At 61.8% G+C, this 22,438-nt stretch carries 17 protein-coding genes and 1 pseudogene; 8 read left to right on the forward strand and 10 right to left on the reverse strand.

The window, feature by feature from the left end; genetic code table 11:
- Positions 1-95 precede the first annotated feature (95 nt).
- The 9 genes and pseudogenes from C2L65_RS07640 to C2L65_RS07690 all read right to left on the reverse strand — a co-directional run bounded on the left by C2L65_RS07640 (position 96) and on the right by C2L65_RS07690 (position 12,730).
- Positions 96-2,795: a CoA-binding protein gene (locus C2L65_RS07640; protein ID WP_042313707.1), complete on the reverse strand. Its 2,700-nt coding sequence runs from the start codon at positions 2,793-2,795 to the stop codon at positions 96-98.
- A 10-nt stretch (positions 2,796-2,805) separates the two neighbouring features.
- Positions 2,806-4,104 carry an ATP citrate lyase citrate-binding domain-containing protein gene (locus C2L65_RS07645; RefSeq protein ID WP_042313705.1) on the reverse strand — a complete coding sequence of 433 codons (1,299 nt, stop codon included), beginning with the start codon at positions 4,102-4,104 and terminating at the stop codon, positions 2,806-2,808.
- A 667-nt stretch (positions 4,105-4,771) separates the two neighbouring features.
- A complete protein-coding gene (gene chrA, locus C2L65_RS07655) occupies positions 4,772-6,007 on the reverse strand; it encodes a chromate efflux transporter (protein WP_042313702.1) in 1,236 nt (411 codons plus the stop codon).
- Positions 6,008-6,654: 647 nt separating this feature from the next.
- On the reverse strand, positions 6,655-6,858 hold the full coding sequence (locus C2L65_RS07660; protein ID WP_007577962.1) for a cold-shock protein: 204 nt from the start codon (positions 6,856-6,858) through the stop codon (positions 6,655-6,657).
- A gap of 232 nt (positions 6,859-7,090) precedes the next feature.
- A pseudogene (locus tag C2L65_RS46375) lies at positions 7,091-7,174 on the reverse strand (zinc-binding dehydrogenase); the annotation flags it as partial.
- A 550-nt stretch (positions 7,175-7,724) separates the two neighbouring features.
- Positions 7,725-8,240, reverse strand: a complete 516-nt coding sequence (locus C2L65_RS07675; protein ID WP_081921302.1) for a MarR family winged helix-turn-helix transcriptional regulator — start codon at positions 8,238-8,240, stop codon at positions 7,725-7,727.
- A 73-nt stretch (positions 8,241-8,313) separates the two neighbouring features.
- Positions 8,314-10,206: a feruloyl-CoA synthase gene (locus C2L65_RS07680; RefSeq protein ID WP_042313696.1), complete on the reverse strand. Its 1,893-nt coding sequence runs from the start codon at positions 10,204-10,206 to the stop codon at positions 8,314-8,316.
- A gap of 172 nt (positions 10,207-10,378) precedes the next feature.
- On the reverse strand, positions 10,379-11,830 hold the full coding sequence (locus C2L65_RS07685; RefSeq protein WP_042313694.1) for an aldehyde dehydrogenase: 1,452 nt from the start codon (positions 11,828-11,830) through the stop codon (positions 10,379-10,381).
- 63 nt (positions 11,831-11,893) lie between these two features.
- Positions 11,894-12,730, reverse strand: coding sequence for a p-hydroxycinnamoyl CoA hydratase/lyase (locus tag C2L65_RS07690; RefSeq protein WP_042313692.1), 837 nt, complete (start codon positions 12,728-12,730; stop codon positions 11,894-11,896).
- Between the two features lie 44 nt (positions 12,731-12,774).
- On the opposite strand from C2L65_RS07690, the gene C2L65_RS07695 reads away from it, so the two are divergent.
- The 7 genes from C2L65_RS07695 to C2L65_RS45415 all read left to right on the forward strand — a co-directional run bounded on the left by C2L65_RS07695 (position 12,775) and on the right by C2L65_RS45415 (position 19,230).
- Entirely contained in the window at positions 12,775-13,164 is a 390-nt protein-coding gene (locus tag C2L65_RS07695; protein WP_156132373.1) for a hypothetical protein, read from the forward strand.
- Positions 13,165-13,202: 38 nt separating this feature from the next.
- Positions 13,203-14,411 carry a 3-(3-hydroxy-phenyl)propionate transporter MhpT gene (gene mhpT / locus C2L65_RS07700; protein ID WP_042313686.1) on the forward strand — a complete coding sequence of 403 codons (1,209 nt, stop codon included), beginning with the start codon at positions 13,203-13,205 and terminating at the stop codon, positions 14,409-14,411.
- Between the two features lie 44 nt (positions 14,412-14,455).
- Entirely contained in the window at positions 14,456-15,598 is a 1,143-nt protein-coding gene (locus C2L65_RS07705) for a porin (protein ID WP_042313685.1), read from the forward strand.
- Between the two features lie 10 nt (positions 15,599-15,608).
- Entirely contained in the window at positions 15,609-17,315 is a 1,707-nt protein-coding gene (locus C2L65_RS07710) for a tannase/feruloyl esterase family alpha/beta hydrolase (RefSeq protein WP_042313682.1), read from the forward strand.
- Positions 17,316-17,596: 281 nt separating this feature from the next.
- Positions 17,597-18,082, forward strand: a complete 486-nt coding sequence (locus C2L65_RS07715; protein WP_103254521.1) for a hypothetical protein — start codon at positions 17,597-17,599, stop codon at positions 18,080-18,082.
- 33 nt (positions 18,083-18,115) lie between these two features.
- Complete coding sequence (locus tag C2L65_RS07720; RefSeq protein ID WP_042313677.1) at positions 18,116-18,604, forward strand: hypothetical protein; 489 nt, start codon at positions 18,116-18,118, stop codon at positions 18,602-18,604.
- 59 nt (positions 18,605-18,663) lie between these two features.
- Complete coding sequence (locus tag C2L65_RS45415; protein WP_156132372.1) at positions 18,664-19,230, forward strand: hypothetical protein; 567 nt, start codon at positions 18,664-18,666, stop codon at positions 19,228-19,230.
- Positions 19,231-19,314: 84 nt separating this feature from the next.
- Here C2L65_RS45415 and C2L65_RS07725 read toward each other — a convergent pair whose 3' ends face one another.
- Positions 19,315-20,223 (reverse strand): sterol desaturase family protein, encoded by a 909-nt coding sequence (locus C2L65_RS07725; RefSeq protein ID WP_042313675.1) that lies wholly within the window; start codon positions 20,221-20,223, stop codon positions 19,315-19,317.
- 823 nt (positions 20,224-21,046) lie between these two features.
- On the opposite strand from C2L65_RS07725, the gene C2L65_RS07730 reads away from it, so the two are divergent.
- The gene (locus tag C2L65_RS07730) at positions 21,047-22,345 is read left to right on the forward strand and encodes a dipeptidase (protein ID WP_233446487.1); all 1,299 of its coding nucleotides are present in this window, start codon (positions 21,047-21,049) and stop codon (positions 22,343-22,345) included.
- Positions 22,346-22,438 lie beyond the last annotated feature (93 nt).

Here is a 22,438-nt window from a genome sequence, read left to right on the forward strand (position 1 = left end):
AACGATTGATGTTCGCTGGTTATCAATCGCTACCATGGCGGCGCCACGCCCTCCATTGCGGAAGCGCGTGGCAACGGCCGTCCGTGGCCTTCCGGTCAGGCCACGAAGCGGCACTGCGAAGCGGCCGTGCGCGTGTCCATGTTGCGGCCGCGATTGAGGTGATCGTCGATTTCCGCGGCGCAGCCGAGCATGCGCGGATACAGGAAGATCGTGAATGCGGCGGTTTCGAGGTCCGCCTCGCTGAACTCCCCGCGTCGCAGCGGCTGCCATAGCATCTTCAGCAACAGCGCGGCGATGACCGCATCGACGTTGACGCAATAGACATTGCGCGACATGCCCGCGTCGAACAGCGCTTGCACCAGTACACGGTAGTACGCATGAAACGCGTTGTATTCGCCGCGCCCTTCATACAGATTGGCGATGAACACCTCGCGCGGATCGTGGTTCACCGGCTTGTCCTTGAAGACGGGGTGATTCACGCCCGGAAGCTTGGCGATGTCGAGGCTGCCCGCATGCTTCTGGCGCGCCTTGTACTGCGCATACTGCTCGACGGATCGCCGTGCGAGCGCTTCGAGGTCCACGCCGTGTTTTGCGTCGGCAGGATCGTCGAGGCCGCTGTCGCGAAATGCCTCGTTGAGGAACGCAATGCCTTCATAGCCGTTGCCGCCATGCGTATAGCCGGTGTGCGTGAGAAAGCCGGCCAGCGCCTTGTTCAGTTGCACCCGCTCGGGGCTCTCGGGGCCGTCGGCGGATACCGCGCCCTTCGCGCCTTGCGCCGAGATTGCGCCGGGTCCGTTCGTGAGCAGCAGGCCGACGAGGGTCTTGAACGCAAACAGGTCGTCCGCGGTAGGTCTGCGGTTGAGAAGCGCCGCGAAGGCGACCTCGGTCAGCGTGCGTTCGCCGAGCAACGCTTCGGCGCCGATGCCGCAGAAGCTGTCGGGGCCGTGACGCGACGCGTCCGCCGAGGCGCCGATCAGCGTGCCGAAGAGCTGCGTCCACCACGGCAGGCTCTCCGCCGTCAGACGCGAGATGCGTTTGCGCATGAGCGGGCCCCAGGCGAGGGTCGTCGTGATCGCGGCGAGTACCGCGTCCGCACGCGGATGGCCAGGGCCGCACGCAAGCCAACGAACAAACGCGGAACTCACGCCGCGCGCAGCCAGACCCGCAAGCAATGCTTCGGCCTTCGGGTCGCGTGCGTCAGAGAAGAGCGCTTCGCTGCCGGTGGTATCGACGGCTTCGACATCGAAAGTCACGTCGAACGCGTTCTTGAGCTTCGCCGCCGCGAAGCGGTCGATCATCAGCTTTGCCGCTTCGCGCGCCGCACGCTGGCGATTCGGCCCGACAATCACCGCCGCCGCCGCGAGCACCGCGTTGGGCGCATTGCCCGCCTCGCGCGCGGCCTGCGCCGCCGCCAGTTCGGGCGTGCCGTGCAGGTTCACCGCTGCGCCGACGGCCACATTGATGAGCATCTCGTCGTTTGTTCCACCGAACTCGTGCAACAGCGCGAGGCAGACGTTCGCTTCGAGCGAACGCGTCGCTGCTTCTAGCATCGATGCACCGTGCAGGCTGCTCACCTGCGTCTTCGCGTCCATCTGCGAGGCGCCCGAGGCGTCCTTCAGTGTCTGGCGCGGCGGGATCGCGCCGATCTGGCCGTTCACCCGCGCCACTTGCTCGTTGTAGGGCGCGACCGCCTCCACCACCGGAATGGCGAGTTCGTTGGGCAGTTCAAGCCCCTGGTCCGAGCCGAACCACGGCTTGAGCGCGAGGCTGCCTTCTGGTTCGAAATCGGGCATCGTCGCGTTGGCGCGCATCACCGCCGTGAGCGCGGCGGGAATGTGCGCGATGTTCGTCACCACCGCGCCCCTGGCCGAGCAGCACGGATCGTCCGGTGTAAAGAGCCGCTCGACGCCGAACTTCTCCATGAACCAGCGCTCCTTGGCGAGCGCGTCGTCGGCGCCTCCCGCCATTGCGCCCGCATGTCCGACCGCGCGTGTAAGGCGGCTCTTCCAGCGGCCCACCACGCACGCGACCACCGGCTTGGTGAACGTGGCGTCGGCCTCGTAGTAGCCGCCCGGCTCGCAGTACAACACGGCAGCCTTGCTGCGCGCGTCGTTGGCGAGAGCGAACGCGAACTCCGGCGCGGCGTAGTGGATGTAGACATCCTTGCCGCTTGAAATGACGGTTGACGTACCCCAGCCGCTCATCCGGAGATACTGCGCGATGGTGGTGCTGAAGCCGCCCGAGTTCGAAAAGATTGCGATCGAGCCCCGGCGCAATGTCGCAGCGGGATCGTCGCCGCCGAGCGCGCCGCCGATGCGCACGCTCTGCCACGAATCCGCGACACCCAGCCCGTTCGCGCCGAAGATGTCAATGCCCGCCTGCTGGCCCATCGCCCGGATCTCACGAGCGTCATGCACGGCGATCTTCTCCGTGATGATGAAGATCTTGCGCAGATCGGGATTCACGCGGATCAGCTCGGCCACACCGTCGCGCGCAGCCGACGGCGGCAGGTACACGACGCCGCAATTGAAACGGTGCCCGGCTTCGAGGCCTTCGCGGACGTTGTTGTAGACCGGGATGTCGCCGGAGGGCGTCGCTAGCACCTGGCCGCCTTTGCCGGGGGCGGTGCCGAACACAATATTCCCGCCCGAGAACGCATGGCTTACGGGTGTCACGTCCGACGATTCACCACCGAGAATATTGAGCACGCACACGCGGTCCTCGCGCGTGGCGATCTGCGCGAGCGACTGGATGCCGACGAAATACTTGAAATGATTGCTGGCTTGCCTGTACATGTCAGTCTCCTTACGCCTGTGCCGTTTCAGACTGCGACTCGCGTGCGCCGATGCGCGCCGCGACCTGCGCGCGCCCGCCCGATTGCATCCACGCATCGGCCTTGCGTGCGTACTGGATCACTTCGCTGATGTCGGAATCGAAGCCGAAGAGGCGATAGGGGAGGTCGAGCGAATCGCAGGTGTCGCGCAGCGCCGACATGCCACGCACGAGGTTCGGACCGCCGCGCCCGAGGACGACGTAGAGTGGTGTCGGGCCGTGCTCGCTGAAGTGCTCACGCAGTGCGTCGGCCATCGCGCGCAGTGTCTCGTAGATATCGGTGTTGTTGGATTTGCCACCGATGATGAACAGCACATTCGACTGCTTCAGCCAATGCCTGAAGCAGATGCGCGCCACTTCCTTCATCTTCTCGTAGGGGGGATTGCCGCCGAAGTCCGACGAGATGACGGCCGCGTCGCCAAGCATCTCCGTGACAAGTGAGTTCGCGCCGCCGCCGAAGGTGGGCGCGAGGATCGTGCCGCGGTCGTTGATCACGTACACATCGCTTTGGCCCTGATGCGTGCGAAGCTGGTTGATCTCCTGCTCGAAGTCCGAGTAGTCGGCGGCGAATAGATGCGCTGGCAGGCCGAGGCGCGAGAAGCGCGGATCATCGCGATCGAAGCCGCATTTGAAGTCGCACGCCACGGGCGTGAGACGCCCTTTCCTGTCTTCGCGCATGCGGATCGGATTGAGTTCGAGCGTCGTCATGCCGAAGTCGTGAAAGAGCTCCCAAAGCTTCGGCAACTGTTGCACGAGCGGCGAGATGATCTCGCGCGGCGCACCGATCTCGCTGAGTGCGTTTGCGACGACGAACGCCTTCAGCCCGGTCAATGCATCGAAAGGCACCATCGCGACGTGTTTCGGATCGACTTCCTCGATGTCCATGCCGCCCATGTGAGAGAGCGTCATCGTGGGGGCGCGGAAGCGTGTGGAATCGGTGATCGAGAAATAGACTTCGTACGTAGCCGGCACGCCCGCTTCGAACGTCACGCCGTTCGCCTTTGCCCTCATGTGGCCCACGACGTGCTCGGCGAAGTAGAGCCGCTCTTTTTCGGCGAGGGCCGTCTTGAGGTCGGACGCGCGGCCGAGCAGGCCAGCCTTGCCCTTTTTGCCGACGCCGCCCTTGAACACGGGCTTGACAAAGACCTGGCCGTGACGGTCGATCAGTGACTTGATCTCCTCTTCGCTTGCGCCGGGGCCCAGCACTTCGCTGGCCGGGAATCCGACGAATTGCAGCAGGCGCGCGCCGTGCAACATTCCGGTGATCTGCATGTGAGTGTCTCCTGAATTTTTAAGGCAATGACGAATGAAGTAAGTACGCGGAATTCATCCAGCTCGCTGCGGCAGCCGTAAAAAGCACCGCTGCCCTGGGCGCGCTCGAGGCGGCGGCAGAAATAACAAAGCGAAGTGTTGTGATGCGAGACGCGCGTCGGTGACGGGTCGCGGCGCCCATGACCGGGCTCGCGCTGGAATACGGCGAAACGCTGTTCACGTTTCGAGCCTGTCTCCGATGCGTTCTTCTGTAGATGTGTTTATGAACCTCTTGAGCACCGATATTTGCTCAAGACGTCAGAAACGAGAAGTGCGATTTTTGGATGCATTGATGTTCAATGGTTATCAATGCGAGTGCGGCCTGTTACGCCTAAATCGAACTAGCGACGTTGTTATATGGATGACTAATTAAATTGAGGTAGGATTGATCCGGGATGGCCATCTCAAACCGGTGGTCACTATGTCGACTTGATGTCCATTGACGGCGAAGGTGTAAGACACTTGCCGGCCGCTTCAGCCTTCGCCTGGGGCACCGCACGGCGAATAGCGTCGGCACAAACGGTTTCATGACAAACCGTTCGCTATCGCAGCATTGTGCGATCAGCCGGTTGACGATCGTCGGCCATGATCCCAGATACTTGCTGCGTTACCTTATGCACTCACCGATTCAGCGCAAGGTCGCCTCGGCAACGCCGGCCAGCGCACAGAGCGCGACGACGGCGAGCGGTGGAATCTTCCAGCGTGTCAGCAAGAAAAAACCGATGGCCGCGATGGCAAAGTCGAGTTCAGAGAGAACCGCGCTGGTCCAGACCGGCGAGTACAGCGCGGTGGCCAGCAGTCCAACGACCGCCGCATTCACCCCCGCAAGCAGTGCAGCCATCGACGGAAGATCGCGCAGCGCTTGCCAGTAAGGTAGCGCCGCAAGCACGAGCAGAAGACCCGGCAAAAAAATGCCCACTGTGGCGAGCAACGCGCCGGTCCAGTGATTCGGCGCTTCGGTCATCGTCCATCCGAGAAATGCAGCAAACGTGAATAAGGGGCCCGGGACGGCCTGTGCGGCGCCGTAGCCAGCGAGAAAATCGTTCGACGAGACCAGGCCGGCCTCAACGGTTTGCTGCTGAAGAAGCGGTAGCACAACGTGACCGCCGCCGAAGACAAGCGCGCCCGATCGATAGAACGCATTGAAGACCTCGAGTGCCTGGCCCGCATGGAGTCGGACCAGCGCGGGAAGCCCGAACAGCAAGGCACAGAAAAGGATCAACGCGACGGCACCCACCGTGCGGGATACACGGATTTCGAGCGTGTGTCGTGGTCCTCGACTGGCGTCTGACGATGTCGTCGTCTGGCAAAACGCGAGTCCGAGCACAGCACCGAGGGCAATAACGATGAGTTGCGCATAGACGGTCGTCAGAATGCTGAGCACCCCGATGGCGATGAGCGCGATGGCAGCACGACGTTGATCCGGACACAGGCGCCGCGCCATATCCCAAACTGCTTGAGCGACGACAGCGACAGCGACGAGCTTCAGGCCATGGATCAAGCCGCCACCGACCAGGCCGCCAAGACTTGGGGCGATGGCAGCAAAGCTGAGCAACAACAGGACTGAAGGCAGCGTGAATCCGCACCACGCCGCGAATCCCCCAAGCCACCCCGCTCGCAAGAGACCGATCGAGTACCCCACCTGGCTGCTGGCCGGTCCCGGAAGGAACTGACAGAGCCCGACCAGATCCGTGAAGGTTTCGTCATCAAGCCAGTGGCGCCTCTCAACGAATTCCCGGCGAAAGTATCCCAGATGGGCAATGGGACCGCCGAAGCACGTCAGCCCCAATTTGAGAAAAACCGCGAGAACCTCCGGTGCGGAACCCTCCCGAGTCCAGTACGCAGAGGTGACACCAGTTTCCATGATTGCCGGTTTTCCAGATTGAGAAGATCAGCACGCCCGCATGAAAATCTCGGTCATCTATCGTTGTTCGGGGGCGACAGCATCGGGATTATGACTCGATCTGGTCTCACGGTGCAGCGGCGTGAACGGTCCATGTCGGGCGTTCGCGGATATCTCGTGACTGTCTCAAAACGGGACCGACTTGAGACGCCGGCGCTCCGCGGAGCCGCAAGCGCGCGCGTTGATGCCCGATGAACGCGGCGTGCTGAACTTCCCGACTGCAAAACGGGGCACCGGGAGGACTGTTGTTTGAGAGGCCGTGCGTGGTGATGACACTTTGCACCAGCGAGAACGCGGCGATAAGCGGAAGTGGACGAGGGGGGAATTGCGAGGACGAGAAAAGCGGGGGCAAGCAACGCAACCGCGGAGGACGTGCCCCATAATCGGGCAGTGCCTGCGCCGACCAGTGATAGCGCCTCGGCGCTGGTCGTCGCGTAATTTATGCGCCTTGATTGTGCGTGCGGTGATGCGTCACGAGCAGGACTTGTCCGTCCTGCCCGTATCGGGGCACCTGGAATGCCGTCACGCTTACGGACTCCTGACACGCCGAACGTGAGAAACGTGACCCGCGCGGGGCGGGTTACGCGCCAGGATAATGCCCGTGCCGGTTACACAGGCTTGATATTTGCAGCCTGCTTGCCCTTCGGTCCCATCTTCACTTCGAAGCTTACTTTCTGGTTTTCCTGCAATGACTTGAAGCCTTCAGTCTTGATTTCGGAGAAGTGGGCGAACAGGTCTTCGCCACCTTCGTCCGGCGTGATGAAACCAAAGCCCTTCGCGTCGTTAAACCATTTCACTGTACCAGTTGCCATTTTTTGAACCTGTAGATGTTGAAAATCGCATTTGCGAACGCGGTACGGCACGGAGCGACCGCCCGCGGTGGAGACTTTTTACCATGTCGGGACGAAACCTGCCAACCAGGAGGTGCACGGACAGCACACGGCACGCTTTGCGGTGGCCCGAACCGGTCCAGGCGCTGGTCGTTCTGGCCAACGGCGGCTGCATCACGGGGTGATTTTTCGCGCACCGGGCCCGGCCGCCCTATCACATCTTGATGACAACCTTACCCTTTGCACGTCCAGTCTCAACGTAAGCCAAAGCCTCTCGTGTTGACTCGAACGGGAAAACCGATTGATCGATACGATAACCGTTGGGGAAGCCCTCAATGTCGATGATGCATCAGATCGACGTAATGGGTATCAAGCCACCGGCTTGATCGTCCCTCGCTTGTGTTCCTGTGATGGCGGGTGGCAAGCCACAACACCACGCCGACTATCAACATCACAGCCGGACCCATCAGGTACGCCATAAACGTTTCACTCACGACATCCTCCTTCAGGTCGTCGCCGCACTTACATTCTAGGCGACGGTCGACGCCAACGCGCACCCGCCCGTTGCCACTCGCCTTGAATCGCGCCATTGCAATGTCCAGCCTGACGCCAGCTGCGGATGGCAGATTGATGCAAGTGTTCGCCGCTCAAGCACGGGTTGGGAAAGGAGATTCCGGTGAGTGCGTCAGCTTCATCAAGGATCGGATGGAAAGGTTACCGGCTGGAGGCCCACCGACAAAGCGAGGGGGCGTGCGCGCGCCAGTTCTCGACCGCGCCGACGTACGTGGGTGGAAAGGGAGTGAGGGCGACGTTACCCGGGCGCCGCAAAAGAGCCAGAGGACCGACCGTTACTCCCGAAGGTTCCGGACGAAGCGTTCGAGCATCTCTTGCACGGCCGACGCATCGCTCGCCTCTGTCCCCGAGAGCATCCGGGCCTCCAGAACCCGCACCGCACTCATGCACCGATGTAGCACCTCGCGTCCTTCATCGGTGAGGCGAAGTACAACGATACGCCCATGATTCGGATCCGGTTCGCGCGTGATCCAGTTGCGCGACGCCATCACGCTCATGACTTCGTTGGCCGATTGCGGCGTGATGAACGATCGCTCGGCGAGTTGCGCGTTTGACGCCTCGCCCCGCGCTTCCAGCACCGAAAGTGCGGTGAATTGTGCAAGAGTCAGACCCAACGGGGCGAGTGCTTCCGTCATCTTGCGGCGCAAAATGCGATCCAGGCTGCCGACCAGATAGGTGAGACGGGGACGCGCCGCCGCCTTGCGCGCTGTCGGCGCCGGGCGCTGGCGACCGGCGCTTGCGGATGCTGCTATCGTTGCTTTCGTCGTTTTTGCAGGAGATTTGCCCGTCATCAGATCGCCGGATGCTGTCATCGAAGACGCCATGTTACCGCGCGATTCGCCCGGTACATCGTCCTGTTGGCTTTCACGCCTTGCAACGCGCGGCATAGATCACGGTTGGATCGTCGCGCCGCGCATCGTGCATTGCCTCGACGAGTTCCGCACGATGCGTCAACACCGCGCGCTGGTTGATCGAGCCCTTGTCGGTGATCTCGCCGAGATCGAGCGACGGAGCCACGTCGAGCATCTGCAGCCGTGCGATCGCCGTCGCGCTACCGGTCGATTCGCGGTTGAGCCGGTCGAGCAGATCGCTGAAGAACGCGCGCACGGCCGGGGCGCCGACAATCTCGCCAGCACCCGCCGATGCAGGCAACTGCGCGAGCCGCCGGCAATCGTCGAGCCTCGGAAACACGAGCAGCCCGACATCGTCGCGGTTCAGGCCCGTGACGACCACGTCCTGCACATACGGTGTACCCGCCGAAATGACGCGCGCCCTCATGGGCCCGACGCTCACGAAAGTGCCAGAACTCAGCTTGAAGTCTTCGGCGATGCGTCCGTCGAACGCCAGCCCGAGTTCCGGGCGCTGCGGATCGACGAACTTCAGCGCGTCGCCGCTGCAGTAATAGCCTTCTTCATCGAACGATCCGGCGGCGGAGGCGTCGTTCATTCGCCAGTATCCGGACATCACATGCGGGCCGCGAAAGCGCGCCTCCAGCTTCCCGGAGACGGGCACGAGCTTCACTTCGCAGCCGGGCGCGGGCATGCCGACGTAACCCGCGCCCATGACGGGGCCCGTCGTGAACAGACACGAAGGCGACGTCTCCGTCATGCCCAGACCGGCCATGATGCGAATGCGCTCCCCGCAAAAACGTTCAGTGACGCTCTGAAGCCGATCCCACGCGGCCTGTGACAGTCCCGCGCCCGCGAAGAAATACACCTTCACGCGCGAAAAGAATGTCTCGCGCAGCTGCGCGTCGGTTTCGAGCGCGCTCGTCAGTTCTTCCCATCCCTTGGGCACGTTGAAGTAGATCGTCGGCGCGATCTCGCGCAAATTCCGCAGCGTTTCGTCGAACTTCTTTGCAACGGGTTTGCCGTCGTCGATATACAGCGTGCCGCCGTTATAGAGCGCGATGCCGACGTTATGACTGCCGCCGAACGTGTGATTCCACGGCAACCAGTCGACCAGCACGGGCGGCTCGTCGGCAAACTCCGGAAACGTATCGAGCAGCATCTGCTGATTGCTGCACAGCATGCGATGCGTCGTCGGCACGGCTTTCGGCAGCATCGTCGAGCCGGAGGTGAACAGGAACTTGGCGATGGCGTCGGGAACGATCGCGTCGTGTGCGGCATCGACTGTCGTGGGAAGCGTATCGAGCAACGCTGACAGGGGCGTTGCGTTACGTGGTCCGCACGTACCCGTGGCCGTGACCACTTCGATATTGCCCGATACGGTGGCGTCGATGGCGGCGGCGAATGTGTCGCCATCGGCGGCGAACACAAGGCCGGGAGTCAGCAGATCGAGTGTGTGGCGCAGCTTGCCGTAATCGCTGGAGACGAGCGAATAGGCGGGCGAGATCGGCGCATAGGGCACACCCGCCCACAAAGCGCCGAGCGCGACCATCATGTGCTCGAGATCGTTGCCGGAGAGAATCACGACAGGCCGTTCAGCCGACAGGTTGCGATCGAGCAGTGCCTGACCGATTGCCCGGGCACGCGCAAGCATCTGCGCGTAGCCGATACCCTGCCATTCGCCATCGGCGCCGCGACGCGCGACGAGCCAGCGGTCCGGATGCGCCTGCGCGCCGCTCGCGAGCCGGTCGGTCAGCCGCTTCGGATACGCGCCGGGCGTCGCGCCCGATTCCATGTACCAGATGTCGCCTTCGCGGCGCACGCGGACGGGCGCAGTACCGATCCGCACCGCGCGGTAAGGCACGGACGTCTCTCTGTCGACAGCGGATTGTGTCGGCTGGGAATTCACCTTGTTGTCTCCTGTCGGCCCGCGTTGGCGCTTTGACTCTGACGCGGGTGTGGGCTCGCTCAAGCGGCGCGCCGAAGCCCGCCGCGAGATATCCGCCTTGTGCGAAGCATGCCCGATTTAGATTGGTATGCGTGAACGGCGCGTCGATATCGACGCGTTCGGATCGCCGCGTTCAGATCGGGTAATGACGTGGACCCGTTTGTATCGTGATCCACCGCAGATCGGTGAATTCGGCAATTGACGCCTTGCTGCCGAAGCGCCCGTATCCGCTGCTCTTCACGCCGCCAAACGGCATCTGCGCCTCATCGTGTACGGTCGGCCCGTTGATATGACATATGCCGGACTCGATGCGTCGGGTGACCTGCATCGCGCGCGCAATGTCGCGACTGAACACGGCAGCCGACAAGCCGAACTCGCTGTCGTTGGCGACGCGCACCGCTTCGTCGTCGCTATCGACGCGCAGCACCGTCACGACGGGCGCGAACGATTCCTCCGCATACAGCTTCATCTCGGTAGTCACGCCATCGACGATGGTCGGCTGCATGATCGCGCCATCCGTTGGGCCGCCCGCGCGTATCGTCGCGCCAAGATCGCGGGCGTCCTGTACCAGCGCCGTCGCGCGCTGCGCAGCCTGTGCGCTGACCATCGCGCCGAGCACGGCACCCTGCGCGGCGGGCGCCGCGGCCACCAGTTTGCGTGCTTTCTCTGCGAGCTTGTCGACGAGCGACGCCGCGATGCTGCGATGTGCGATCACACGCTCCGTCGACATGCAGATTTGCCCCTGGTTGAAGAACGCGCCGAACGCAATGGCTTCGACGGCCGCGTCGAGATCCGCGTCGTCGAGCACGAGCACGGGCGCCTTGCCGCCGAGTTCGAGCAAGGCGGGCTTTAGATGCTTTGCCGCATGCATCGCGATGATGCGGCCGACATGCGTCGAGCCCGTGAAATTCACGCGACGCACGGCGGGGTGCGCGATCAGCCGCTCGACGATGGCGGGCGCATCTTCGGGGGCATTCGTCACGACGTTGACGACGCCGTCGCCGAGTCCCGCTTCCTGCAACACGCTGCCGATCATCCGATGCACGGCGGGGCAGGCCTCCGACGCCTTCAGCACCACCGTATTGCCGCACGCGAGCGGCATCGCGATTGCGCGCGTGCCGAGGATCACGGGCGCATTCCACGGCGCGATGCCGAGCACGACGCCGCAAGGCTGACGCACGGCGAGCGCCAGGTTGTCGGGCGTGTCGGTGGGAACAATGCTGCCGTCGATTTGCGTCGTCATGGCTGCGGCTTCGCGCAGCATGTTCGCCGCGAGATGTACGTTGAAGCCGTACCAGTTGGCCATCGCGCCCGTTTCGGCGATACCCGTTTCGATGAATGCGCCGGCCCGCGCGTCCATGATGTCAGCGGCCTTGAGCAGACGCGTGCGGCGCTCTGTGGGCGGCAGCGCCGACCATGCGGGGAACGCGGCTGCGGCGGCATCGACGGCCGCGTCGGCGTCTGCCAGCGTGGCAGCGGGCGCGCGCGAAGCCACGGCGCCCGTGACGGGATTCAGGCGCGCGAAAGTCGCGCCGCTAACGGCGGCGCAATCCTTGCCGCCGACCAACATGCTCACTTCGTTCACGATGGCTGTCTCCTTTGTCGACCGGAACGCCCGGCGTCATTGCAAGCCGGGCGTCGTGCGTCGTCATTCCGCGCGCTTGTAGGCCTGAAGGCCGGGCTTGATCGACTTCTGGTCGAGGAATTGTTTCAGTCCTTCTGCACGTCCGTTCTCAGGGTCGCGCAACTGGGCCTGGTCGAGCTTCGCGTACAGATAATCTTCGTTCTGTTCCCACGTCAGCTCGCGGCAGCGCTTGAAACCATGCTTCGCGACGCGCAGCACGACGGGGTTCTTTTCGAGCAGCTTCGCTGCCAGCGCAATCGTCTCGGCGCGCAACTGCTCGCGCGGCACGCTCCGGTTCACGAGACCCATGGCGGCGGCCTCCGTTCCCGTGAAAGTGTCGCCCGTCATGATGTAGTAGAGCGCCTGCCGATGCCCGACCGTATCCGCCATGGCCTTGCTGACGAGGTTGCCCGGCGGAATGCCCCAGTTGATCTCCGAGAGGCCGAATACGGCCTCGTCGGCGGCGATCGCGAGGTCGCACGCGACCAGCGGCGAGAAGCCGCCGCCGAAGCACCATCCGTTGACCATCGCGATGGTCGGCTTCGAATACATGCGCAGCAGTTTCCATTGCCACTGGCACGCATCGCGGCGAATCTTTTCCTGCAGTATTTCCGGGCCTGCATCGACTTCGCGGAAGTATTCCTTCAGGTCCATGCCGGCTGTCCATGCATCGCCTGCGCCCGTCAGGACTAGTACCCTGGCGTCGGCGTCGAGTTCGAGCGTCTCGAGTACCTGCACCATTTCGCTGTTGAGCGTGGGACTCATTGCATTGCGCTTCTCCGGGCGATTGAACATCACCCATGCAATGCCTTCCTCGACCTTCACGTCGACCGTCTTCCAGCGACCCTCATAACTTGCCATGTTCGTAGCTCCAGCGCGTGTTGCGCGTATCAATGTATGCCGTGATGTCCGAGTTACCCGACAGCGTTTTAATATCAGGTAGCCTGATACGAAGTCTATTATCAAGCAGCCTGATAAACAATCGTTCTATCCTCGGTGAAAACCCTCGTATGGGAGTGGGCACGTTCGGCACGCGTGCCACGGATGGCGCCTGGATATGGCTTCGCGCGGCGTTCGCGGTGCGGCGCACGATAGAGATGTCCCTGTTCCCTGGGGTATTCACCAAAAGCATTCGCCTTGCATTGTCAGGTGGCCTGATATTAAATGCGCTCCATCGCGGTGATCTGTTGCGCGTTCTCACGAACGCGCTTTTATTCGGCCACAATATCAGGTTGCCTGATATATGCGGAGGCGGCCTCAAAGCGTTTGCAGGTATCGACACAACAATCAGGTGACAGACATGAAATCCAGAACAGCACTGCCAGGAGACGGCATGACGATGCAGCCCATCGCGGGCACGGGCGCCGTCATGACATTGAGCCTTTGTTTCGCGATCGCCCTATTGGAGGGGCTGGACCTGCAATCGGTCGGCGTCGCCGCGCCACGCATGGCGCGCGAATTCGGCCTCACAGTCGCGCAGATGGGGCTCGCGTTCAGCGCGGGCACGTTCGGCCTGTTGCCCGGCGCGATGTTCGGCGGCCGTCTTGCCGACCGCATCGGACGCAAGCGCGTGCTGATTCTTAGCGTGTGCGTGTTCGGCTTGCTGTCGATCGCGACGGCGTTCGTCAGCAGTTTCAACATGCTCGTGCTCGTACGCGTGTTGACGGGCATCGGTCTTGGCGGCGCGCTGCCGAACCTGATCGCGCTATCGTCGGAAGCGGTCTCGCCGAAGGCGCGCAACACGGCCGTGAGCGTGATGTATTGCGGCATCCCATTTGGCGGCGTGATCGCATCGATCATCGGCATTGTCAGCGTCGGCGATACGGGCTGGCGTCACATCTTCTATGTAGGAGGCGCGGGGCCGCTGTTGCTGGTGCCGCTGCTGGTTGCCTTGCTGCCCGAGTCCAACGCGTTTCGCAAGGCGTCGCACGGCACGAACCTGACGCCTGCACCCGTTAGCGAAGTGCTGTTCGGCGCGAGCCGCGGCCTCTCGACGCTGCAAATCTGGATCAGCTACTTCTGCACGCTGATCGTCCTGTACTTCCTGCTCAACTGGCTGCCGTCGCTGATGGCCGCGCGCGGTCTCGCGCGGGCCGAAGTCGGCTACGTGCAGATCTTCTTCAACATCGGTGGCGGCCTCGGCGCGCTGTGCATCGGCATGTTGATGGACCGTCTGCGCGGAGCCGTCGTCGTGTCCGGCATGTACGTCGGGATCATTGCTTCGCTGGCGGCATTGTCGGTTGCGCCGGGCTTCGCGGCGCTTGCTGTATCCGCATTCTTCGCCGGGATGTTCGTTATCGGCGGGCAATCGGTGCTGTATGCGCTCTCCGCCGTTTTCTATCCGACGGCGATGCGCGGCACGGGCGTCGGCGCAGCGGTGGCGGTGGGGCGGGTCGGCTCGGTGGTGGGGCCGCTCGCAGCGGGCCAACTGCTGGCGATGGGCCGCAGTTCGTCGACGGTGATCGGCGCAAGCATTCCCGTCACGCTGATCGCCGCCGTTGCGGCGCTGCTTCTCATCCGCCGCCCGCGCGCGACCGATTGATTCTCGACTTCAAAAAACTAATCACACTGTTTGGAGACAACGACATGCAAACAACACCGGCCCGCTTTCTGATATGCGGCGCAATCTGCACATTGAGCACGACTGCTTTCGCGCAATCGAGCGTCACGCTCTACGGCATCATCGACACGGGCATCGAATACGTATCGCATGCGAATGCCGCGGGCGATCACGTGTTTCGCATGCCTGCTGTGACGGGCGAATTGCCGTCGCGCTGGGGGCTGCGCGGCGTCGAAGATCTGGGCGGCGGCTACAGCGCGATCTTCACGCTCGAAAGCGGCTTCAATGTGCGCGACGGCAGTTCGGGGCAGGGCGGACGGCTGTTCGGCCGCCAGGCCTTCGTCGGCCTGAAGAGCGCCTATGGCACCGTCGCGTTCGGGCGGCAATACACGATGACCTATCTGGCGCTGCAGGGCGCCGACATCATCGGGCCGGACATCTACGGTATGGGTTCACTCGATGCGTACGTGCCCAATGCGCGCGCCGACAATTCCGTCACCTACATGGGCACCTATAAGGGCGTCACGCTGGGTGCTGGGTATTCGTTCGGACGCGATTCGGCGGGCACGGGCAACTCGCCGGGCCAGGGAACGTGCGCGGGGTCGGTGCCGGGACACGCAACGGAATGCCGCGACTGGTCGGTGATGCTCAAGTACGACGCGCCGAACTTTGGCGTGGCGGCGTCGTATGAAGAGCAGCGCGGCGGCGCCAACGCGGCTGCTAATTTTTTCGACGGCGTTGCGACCACTCCGCTCACCAATGCCGCCGACAAGGACGCGCGCACGCATGTCAGCGCGTATGCGCAGTATGCCGGCGTAAAGGTCGGCGCGGGCTGGCTCGGCCGCCGCGTCGTCACCGACTCTCCCGCCGTGCCGAACGTGCGCTCGAATCTGTTCTTCGTCGGCGCTTCGTATTACGTGACGCCGGCGTTTCTCGTCGATGGCGAGGTGTTCCGCATCGTCAACAGCGACCACGATACGCGCGCGACCATGGGCACGCTGCGCACGACCTATCTGCTGAGCAAACGTTCGTCCGTCTATGCCCAGGCCGCGTATCTCGCGAACAGCACGAAGGCGCGCTACTCGGTGAGCGGCGGCGGTGGGGGCACGACGCCGGCGGCGGGCATGGGGCAGACGGGCGTGATGGTCGGCATCAAGCACATGTTCTAGGAGATATCGGATGAAGACTTCTGCGATTGCATTGTGCGTGTCGGCCACGCTTGCCGCCTGCGGCGGATCGTCGAGCAATACGTCGACGTTGCCCCGCCTGAGCGCGGCGACGCCCGCGACGCTCGCCGGAAGCTGCGCGACGCTCGCGGCCAGGCTCACGTTTGCGAATACGACCTTCACGTCCGTGCAGGACGTGCCTGCGGGCACGCTGACAGTAGCGGGCAAGCCGATCGCCGAGCATTGCGTGATCGAAGGGCAGATGAACCAGCGCGTGAGTTCCGTCGATGGCAAGACGTATGCGATCGGCTTCGAGATGCGTCTGCCCGTTGCCTGGAATGGCCGTTTTTTCTACCAGGCCAACGGCGGGCTCGACGGCAACGTGCTGACTGCAACGGGCGAAATCGGCGGAGGCGGCCCACTCAACGATGCGCTCAACATGGGCTTCGCCGTCATCAGTTCTGACGCGGGACACTCGTCGTCGCAGAACCCGCTGTTCGGTCTCGATCCGCAAGCGCGCATCGATTATGGCTATAACGCGGTCGCGACGCTCACGCCGATGGCGAAGCAGGTGATCAAGACCGCGTACGGCAAGGCGCCTGATCGCAGCTATTTCGGCGGCTGCTCGAACGGCGGGCGTCATGCGATGGTTGCAGCGGCGAGGTCGTCGGCGGAGTACGACGGCATCATTGCGGGCGACCCGGGCTTTCATTTACCGAAGGCGGCGATCGGCGAAATGTGGGGCGCGCAGCAGTTCGCGAAAGTCGCGACGGCAACGACGACGAACGGCCTGCCCGACATCAAGACGGGTTTTACGGCGGCCGAGCGACAACTGGTGGCGTCGCGGATCGTCGCAAAGTGCGATGCACTCGACGGCGTCGCGGACGGCATGGTTCACGACATCAAAGCGTGTCAGGCGAACTTCAGCCTGGCCAACGACGTGCCGACCTGCTCCAGCAACGTGCGCGACGGCACGTGTCTAACCGCTGCGCAGAAGGACGCGATCGGCAACGTGTTCTCCGGCGCGCGCAACAGCGCGGGGGCCGCGCTCTATGCGAGCTTTCCATACGACGCCGGTATCAACGGCGCAAATTGGACCTTGTGGAAGCAGAGCAATTCGATCGCGCTCGATCCCGCGGCGGCCGCCTTCACGTTCACGACGCCGCCGCAGAGCGCATCGTTGCTCAGTCAATTGTCCTCGTACGCGCTGAACTTCAGCATGGACACCGATGCGCCGACAATCTTCGCTACCAATGGCGTCTACACGGAATCGTCGTGGTCGTTCATGACGCCGCCCGATGAGACTAATCTGAGCGCGCTGAAACAGCGGGGCGCGAAGCTGATGGTGTATCACGGCACAAGCGATCCCGTGTTTTCGTCGAACGATACGACTGACTGGTATCAGCGCCTGATGGCCGCGAACGCGGGCGATGCGAGCAACTTCGCGCGGCTCTATACGGTGGCGGGCATGAACCATTGTTCGGGCGGTCCAACGGCGGACCAGTTCGACATGCTGACACCGATGATCGCGTGGGTCGAGCAGGGCCAGGCGCCCGACAGCGTGATCGCGACGGCGCGCGATGCAAGCAACGCGATACCGAACAGCGAGGTGCCCGCCGATTGGGGCGCGGGACGCACCCGGCCGCTGTGTCCGTATCCGAAGGTCGCGCGTTACAAAGGGGGTGACGTGAACTCGGCGGCAAGCTTCTCATGTAGTTGAAGCAACTGTTGTCGACGCAGTCTCACATGACGCACCAGGACGAAAGGTAAGCGTCGCTTGACAGGTCTGGCGAGTGACGAATACGCGCTTGTGATGATGCGTCTTGAATCACACGCCAGACAGCCAGTCAGGCTAAAGCAAATCGACGTCCGTGCCGATAAAGCGGATGCGGCCGTCCGAGCGTCAATGGCGCTACATCATGCGCTGAATTCTTCGCATAGGAATAAGGAAATGAGTGACGGCGCGCAATAGCCCTAAATAATAGTTACTGAGAGATTGACATGAAAGTTCGAGCTATCACCACTTCGCTCATCGGCACCTTGCTCCTCGCAGCATGCGCTGGCAGTCCATCGATGACGCAACTCCCGCCCGATCGCGGTCATGACGTAACCGTTGCACTCGCCAACGGCGTGGGCGATCTCCAGATCGATTCTGGTTCCTTTGAGATCTCGGATGAAGCGAAGAAGGAACTACTGGGTGCGTTCCACACCGAGATGACGAAAATCGGCGTACCGGTAACGCCCACCGGCGCACCCGTCACGCTGCATGTCAGTGAATTCAAAACACGACCGGTGGCGGCTCGGATCCTGCTCGGCGTTCTCTCGGGCAGCGACCATATCAAGGGAACGGTATCGGTCGCCGGAACCGGATTCGATGTGGCCGACACAGGGGTTTCGGTCGTTGGTGGGCTGGGAGTGGTCGCGAGAAACGTGGGCACTCAAACCGCGGACGGAATCGGGCAACTCGCCGGGGTAACGGTCAAGTAAGTTGGAAGCGGGACTACCCTGAATTCCTGACAGATGAAAATGAAAATCCGCAAACTTCTACTTCTTGCGTGCAGCGCCGTCAGCACGGCGGGTTGTGTATCGAACTTCCAGGATTCAACGAAGACAGATGCCGCAACAATCGTGTTCCGCAAGGAAGGTGATTTTACGGCGCAGGCGTTTATCTATGACGGCGCGGCAGAATGCACGAATCGCCACAAACTTCCGATGATGACGGCGGCGAAGGAAGTCGCCAGCAAGGTTGACACGCGAGCGCCACTGTCATTTTCGATGTTCTATACGAAGAACATGGGAATCGCGGAGAGATATTGTGTTGCGACGCGAACCTTCACACCTGAGCCGTCACATCGTTATCTTGCTTCTTTGTCGGTGATTGATGGGCACTGTCAATTGAACCTCAGTGACGAAGGAACACCAGCCAGCCCCATCGACCCGCCATCCAGAACCGAGTCACAGACGAAGTCATGGAAGCGTGCGCTGAGCGAGCAGGGGCCCTTCTGCTAGCGTACCGTCGCCTTAGCAACCGGATCAAACGGAGCGTTGGTAAATCAATTGAATGGAAAATGAAAGTTCTAAGAAATGTAGGGCGTTTTCCCGTTAGCCGTACGTTGTTTACGTTGACTGCGGTGGCGATACTGGCTGGGTGTGAAACTATTCCGAGCACCCAATCGAATACTGCGACACCGACACAGAAACAGGCTTTGGCAGCCGAGATTGTCAAGTTTGGAATCGAAGGTGATGTGAGCAATTCGAGCTCGATTGCACAAACGTTTAACGTGACATTCACAATCAAAGACCGCTACCAGGCGTTGATAGGCGGAGATTCAACCGAATGGTACCGGGTGTTCCAGAAGCAGCGATCCTTTACACCCAGATCAACTTATACTCTGCAATACCACAAGGGGAAACTCTCGAACGCGTCGCTCGACCTAAACGTTAACGGGGGATATTGTTTGACGCCGAATGATGTACAGGAAGCAATCCCTGCGCACTATCGAGGTCAAGGAAAATTGGCCGGAATATTGGGAATCTTTGAGCCGACCGGAGAGAAATTGAAGAACTCGACGATGTTCTCATTTACACCGGATAATTCGTGTCTGAAATCAGTTTCCTTTTGGTCTAGAACTTGATCTGGTGTTTGTGGCCGACGCCGGACATTTGAACCTCGAAATGGACCTGCGTTGGCCTGAGCCGGTGCGCGGGCGTTTAACGTGCTACCGGCAGTCCCCGGATGATGGCCGGTCGGCACGATGCCTTAGCTCTTCAGTCGTCTCGCCCTCGCCATCGGGTCGCCAGCCTGGTGGTTCGACAATGAACCCACAAATATCGCGCACCGAACGCGACGAAAGGAGATCGCGCCACAACGCACGCCAGTGGTCAAACTCAATTGCGAGCAGGTTGCCGGTCGTAATCGGCTTGACGAGACCGAAGCGACACGGCACGTCGTGTCGCTCTGCGATATAGGTGCCAAAAAGCCGATCGAACACGATCAGCACACCGCCATAATTGCCGTCCAGGTATTCGAGGTTGCAAGCATGATGCACGCGATGGCTCGAAGGCGTATTGAAGATCCATTCGAGCGGGCCGAGGCGCGGAATCCACGTGACATGCAACCAGAATTGATACAGCAGATTGAGCGAAAGCAGTGTCAGCACGATCTGGGGCGGCATACCGAAAAGCGGTGCAACCAGAAAGAACGTCAACGAACCCGTGAGGCGGCCGGTCCAGCCGAACCGGTATGCGGCAGAAAGGTTGAGCTGATTCGGCGAATGATGCACGGCGTGTGTACACCAGAACCAGCGCATCCGATGCGCGGCGCGGTGATACGAGTAGTAGCAGAATTCCTGGCCGACGAAGCAGGCCAGCCAACCACTCCAATGATTGATCGGCAAAGTCCAGAGTCTGTGCTGCCAGACCCAGTTCATGGCGTTCCCCCAGAACGCGAGCGGTAGCAACCAGCGCAGCGGATACTCACGAACGAGAAAATCGGCGACCGACACGGTAGCTGCTTTCCAGTCGTAGCTTTGTCGACCGTACCGGAGAGCAAGAACCAGCGCCTCAGCCACAGAGGCGACCAGAACCAGAGCATTAGCGTATTTCAGCAACGCAAGCAAAGCAGCCATAACCGGACCGTCGGTTCGATGATGTCGTCCAGCGTAGACCGCAATCCCATGCGCCGCAACTCGTGCGGGAACTGGTGTCACTGGTTAATGGTTGAGCGGCTTCCGCGCGTCTTAGGCGTCGAACGTTCTCTGCCACAGCCTCTCCCGTAAGACATTTGTAGACGCAGTGAAAGAGTGACAAAGGAAAAACGCGCGATCGCCGCGAGGCTATGAGGCTTGCCAGGTTCCGTGAGAATCGCTTCTACGACACGAGCGATCGTTCGTAGGTCGCCACGTTCGGCAGGTGATTTCACAATGAAACAGCTTGGCTTGCCGGCGCTCGATGAACGGTGCAGGGTTTGCGCATTTTTCGACTGAACGGCAATCGGTCGAGGACCTCACGACGCCCGAGTGCCAGTGCTTGAAAGCGCTGTGTTCGTCGTGCGAAAGGTGATGCGTATTGCCGGCCGGGATATCGGTTGTGCGCGCATGGCGAACGCGTGTCTCCAGCATTGACGCAGCGAAGATGTCAGGCGATCCCAAAGCAGTCATTCGCTTGGCGACGGAATGTCTGTCTTCGGGGCGTTTAATTGCATGGCGCGCGAAAACACGGCACGCAAGACGTCACCAACGCTAACCGTTCAACCGGACCAGAACGACAATGAGAAGCAACGACGACTCCTCCTCATCAGCATCGATATGGGCGGCAATCCGGACTGAGGCTTCGATCGCGTTACACGCATCCGTGGTGGAGATCACCGGATGGATGATCCCACTCGATCCGACCGCAACCGATGCCGACTACTTTCTGCTTGCCTTCCAGGAACCTTGTTGTGGCGGGTGCGTGCCACGCGATCCTTTCAGTTGCATTGAAGTCATGGCGCATGAGCCGGTTGTGCTCAACGCGGGCCCCGTTTGTCTCCGCGGCCGTCTGGTACGGCTGGTTGACGATCCGGCAGGCTGGCGCTACCGGCTCGAATCGGCTGAGCGCGTCTTTGGCGCAACGGGCGAGTCGGCGTCGCAATCCGGAATGAGCAGGCGAGCGTTTCTTGCGTCGGGGACGGCATTGGGGCTTGCGGCATGCATGCCGGGTCGCTTTGCGGGATACACGGATACGCACACGGACGCTAAACCGGGCGACATCGAGCAGACGAGGTGGCAGGCAACCGCGGGCGTATTGACAATCGACATGCACAGCCATGCTGGCCATGTCATCGTCTCGCGTGATCCGGCTATCGGCGCACATCGGCCGCTGACGCCCGTCAGTGCCCCGATGCGCGCAGGCGGCATGAACGTGATCTGCCTTGCGATCGTCACGGATACGGTTGTCACTCGCGTGTCCGCCGACCGAAAGCGCTTCGAGGCGTGGCGCACGCCGCAACCTGGAGAGCTTTATCAGCTTGGTCAGACGGAGTTTGTACGCGTGAAGGAACTCGTCCAGCGCGAGCAGCTTGAGATCGTGACGAGCGCCGGGATGCTCATGTCGGCCGATACGCAGAAACCACGCGCGATCATTGCGGCAGAGGGCGCCGATTTTCTGGAAGGGCAGCTAAACCGTGTCGACGAAGCGTTTTCGCTCCATCAGCTTCGGCATCTTCAGTTGACGCATTATCGGGTCAATGAACTCGGCGACATTCAGACAGAGGCGCCGGTTCATGGCGGCTTGACCGATTTTGGCGCGGACGTCGTGCGCCGCTGCAATACGCTCGGGATCGTGGTGGATATTGCGCACGGCACCTACGATCTCGTGAAACGGGCGGCGTCTGTCACGACAAAACCACTGGTGCTCTCTCACACGGCGCTGGCAGGACATCCGGGCCCGCGCAGCCGTTTGATCACGGCCGACCATGCGCGCGCGGTCGCTGAGACGGGTGGCGTTATCGGCGTCTGGCCGAGTTCGGGGTCATTCCGCGATCTGGATGGGATGGCGCATGGCTTCAGACGCATGGCGGATGTGGTGGGCGTCGAACACGTGGGACTGGGCACGGATATGCTCGGCTTCATCTCTCCTCCTGTGTTCCGTAGCTATGAGCAGTTACCCGCGCTGGGCGCGGCACTGCTTGCCGCTGGCTTTTCACAGGCAGAAACAGGGCAGATTCTCGGTGGCAATTATCGGCGCGTGTTTGAGGCCTCGGTCATTTGACGACGCATCATCACGACGACAACGGGAGCATCGGACACTCAACCTACGTGCGAAGGATGACCGCGTCGGCTCGTAAACAGTCACGGTCGAATC

Origin of the sequence: Paraburkholderia terrae (assembly GCF_002902925.1) — a bacterium.
Classification (GTDB): domain Bacteria; phylum Pseudomonadota; class Gammaproteobacteria; order Burkholderiales; family Burkholderiaceae; genus Paraburkholderia; species Paraburkholderia terrae.

What these genes read in the sequence shown, in the direction of transcription:
- C2L65_RS07715 (WP_103254521.1), top strand. Translation starts at nt 17,597, where the DNA reads ATGAAAGTTCGAGCTATCACCACTTCGCTCATCGGCACCTTGCTCCTC.
- C2L65_RS07640 (WP_042313707.1), bottom strand. Translation starts at nt 2,795, where the DNA reads ATGTACAGGCAAGCCAGCAATCATTTCAAGTATTTCGTCGGCATCCAG.
- C2L65_RS07695 (WP_156132373.1), top strand. Translation starts at nt 12,775, where the DNA reads ATGTCCGAGTTACCCGACAGCGTTTTAATATCAGGTAGCCTGATACGA.
- C2L65_RS07720 (WP_042313677.1), top strand. Translation starts at nt 18,116, where the DNA reads ATGAAAATGAAAATCCGCAAACTTCTACTTCTTGCGTGCAGCGCCGTC.
- chrA (WP_042313702.1), bottom strand. Translation starts at nt 6,007, where the DNA reads ATGGAAACTGGTGTCACCTCTGCGTACTGGACTCGGGAGGGTTCCGCA.
- C2L65_RS45415 (WP_156132372.1), top strand. Translation starts at nt 18,664, where the DNA reads ATGAAAGTTCTAAGAAATGTAGGGCGTTTTCCCGTTAGCCGTACGTTG.
- C2L65_RS07645 (WP_042313705.1), bottom strand. Translation starts at nt 4,104, where the DNA reads ATGCAGATCACCGGAATGTTGCACGGCGCGCGCCTGCTGCAATTCGTC.
- C2L65_RS07705 (WP_042313685.1), top strand. Translation starts at nt 14,456, where the DNA reads ATGCAAACAACACCGGCCCGCTTTCTGATATGCGGCGCAATCTGCACA.
- mhpT (WP_042313686.1), top strand. Translation starts at nt 13,203, where the DNA reads ATGACGATGCAGCCCATCGCGGGCACGGGCGCCGTCATGACATTGAGC.
- C2L65_RS07710 (WP_042313682.1), top strand. Translation starts at nt 15,609, where the DNA reads ATGAAGACTTCTGCGATTGCATTGTGCGTGTCGGCCACGCTTGCCGCC.
- C2L65_RS07660 (WP_007577962.1), bottom strand. Translation starts at nt 6,858, where the DNA reads ATGGCAACTGGTACAGTGAAATGGTTTAACGACGCGAAGGGCTTTGGT.
- C2L65_RS07725 (WP_042313675.1), bottom strand. Translation starts at nt 20,223, where the DNA reads ATGGCTGCTTTGCTTGCGTTGCTGAAATACGCTAATGCTCTGGTTCTG.
- C2L65_RS07690 (WP_042313692.1), bottom strand. Translation starts at nt 12,730, where the DNA reads ATGGCAAGTTATGAGGGTCGCTGGAAGACGGTCGACGTGAAGGTCGAG.
- C2L65_RS07675 (WP_081921302.1), bottom strand. Translation starts at nt 8,240, where the DNA reads ATGACGGGCAAATCTCCTGCAAAAACGACGAAAGCAACGATAGCAGCA.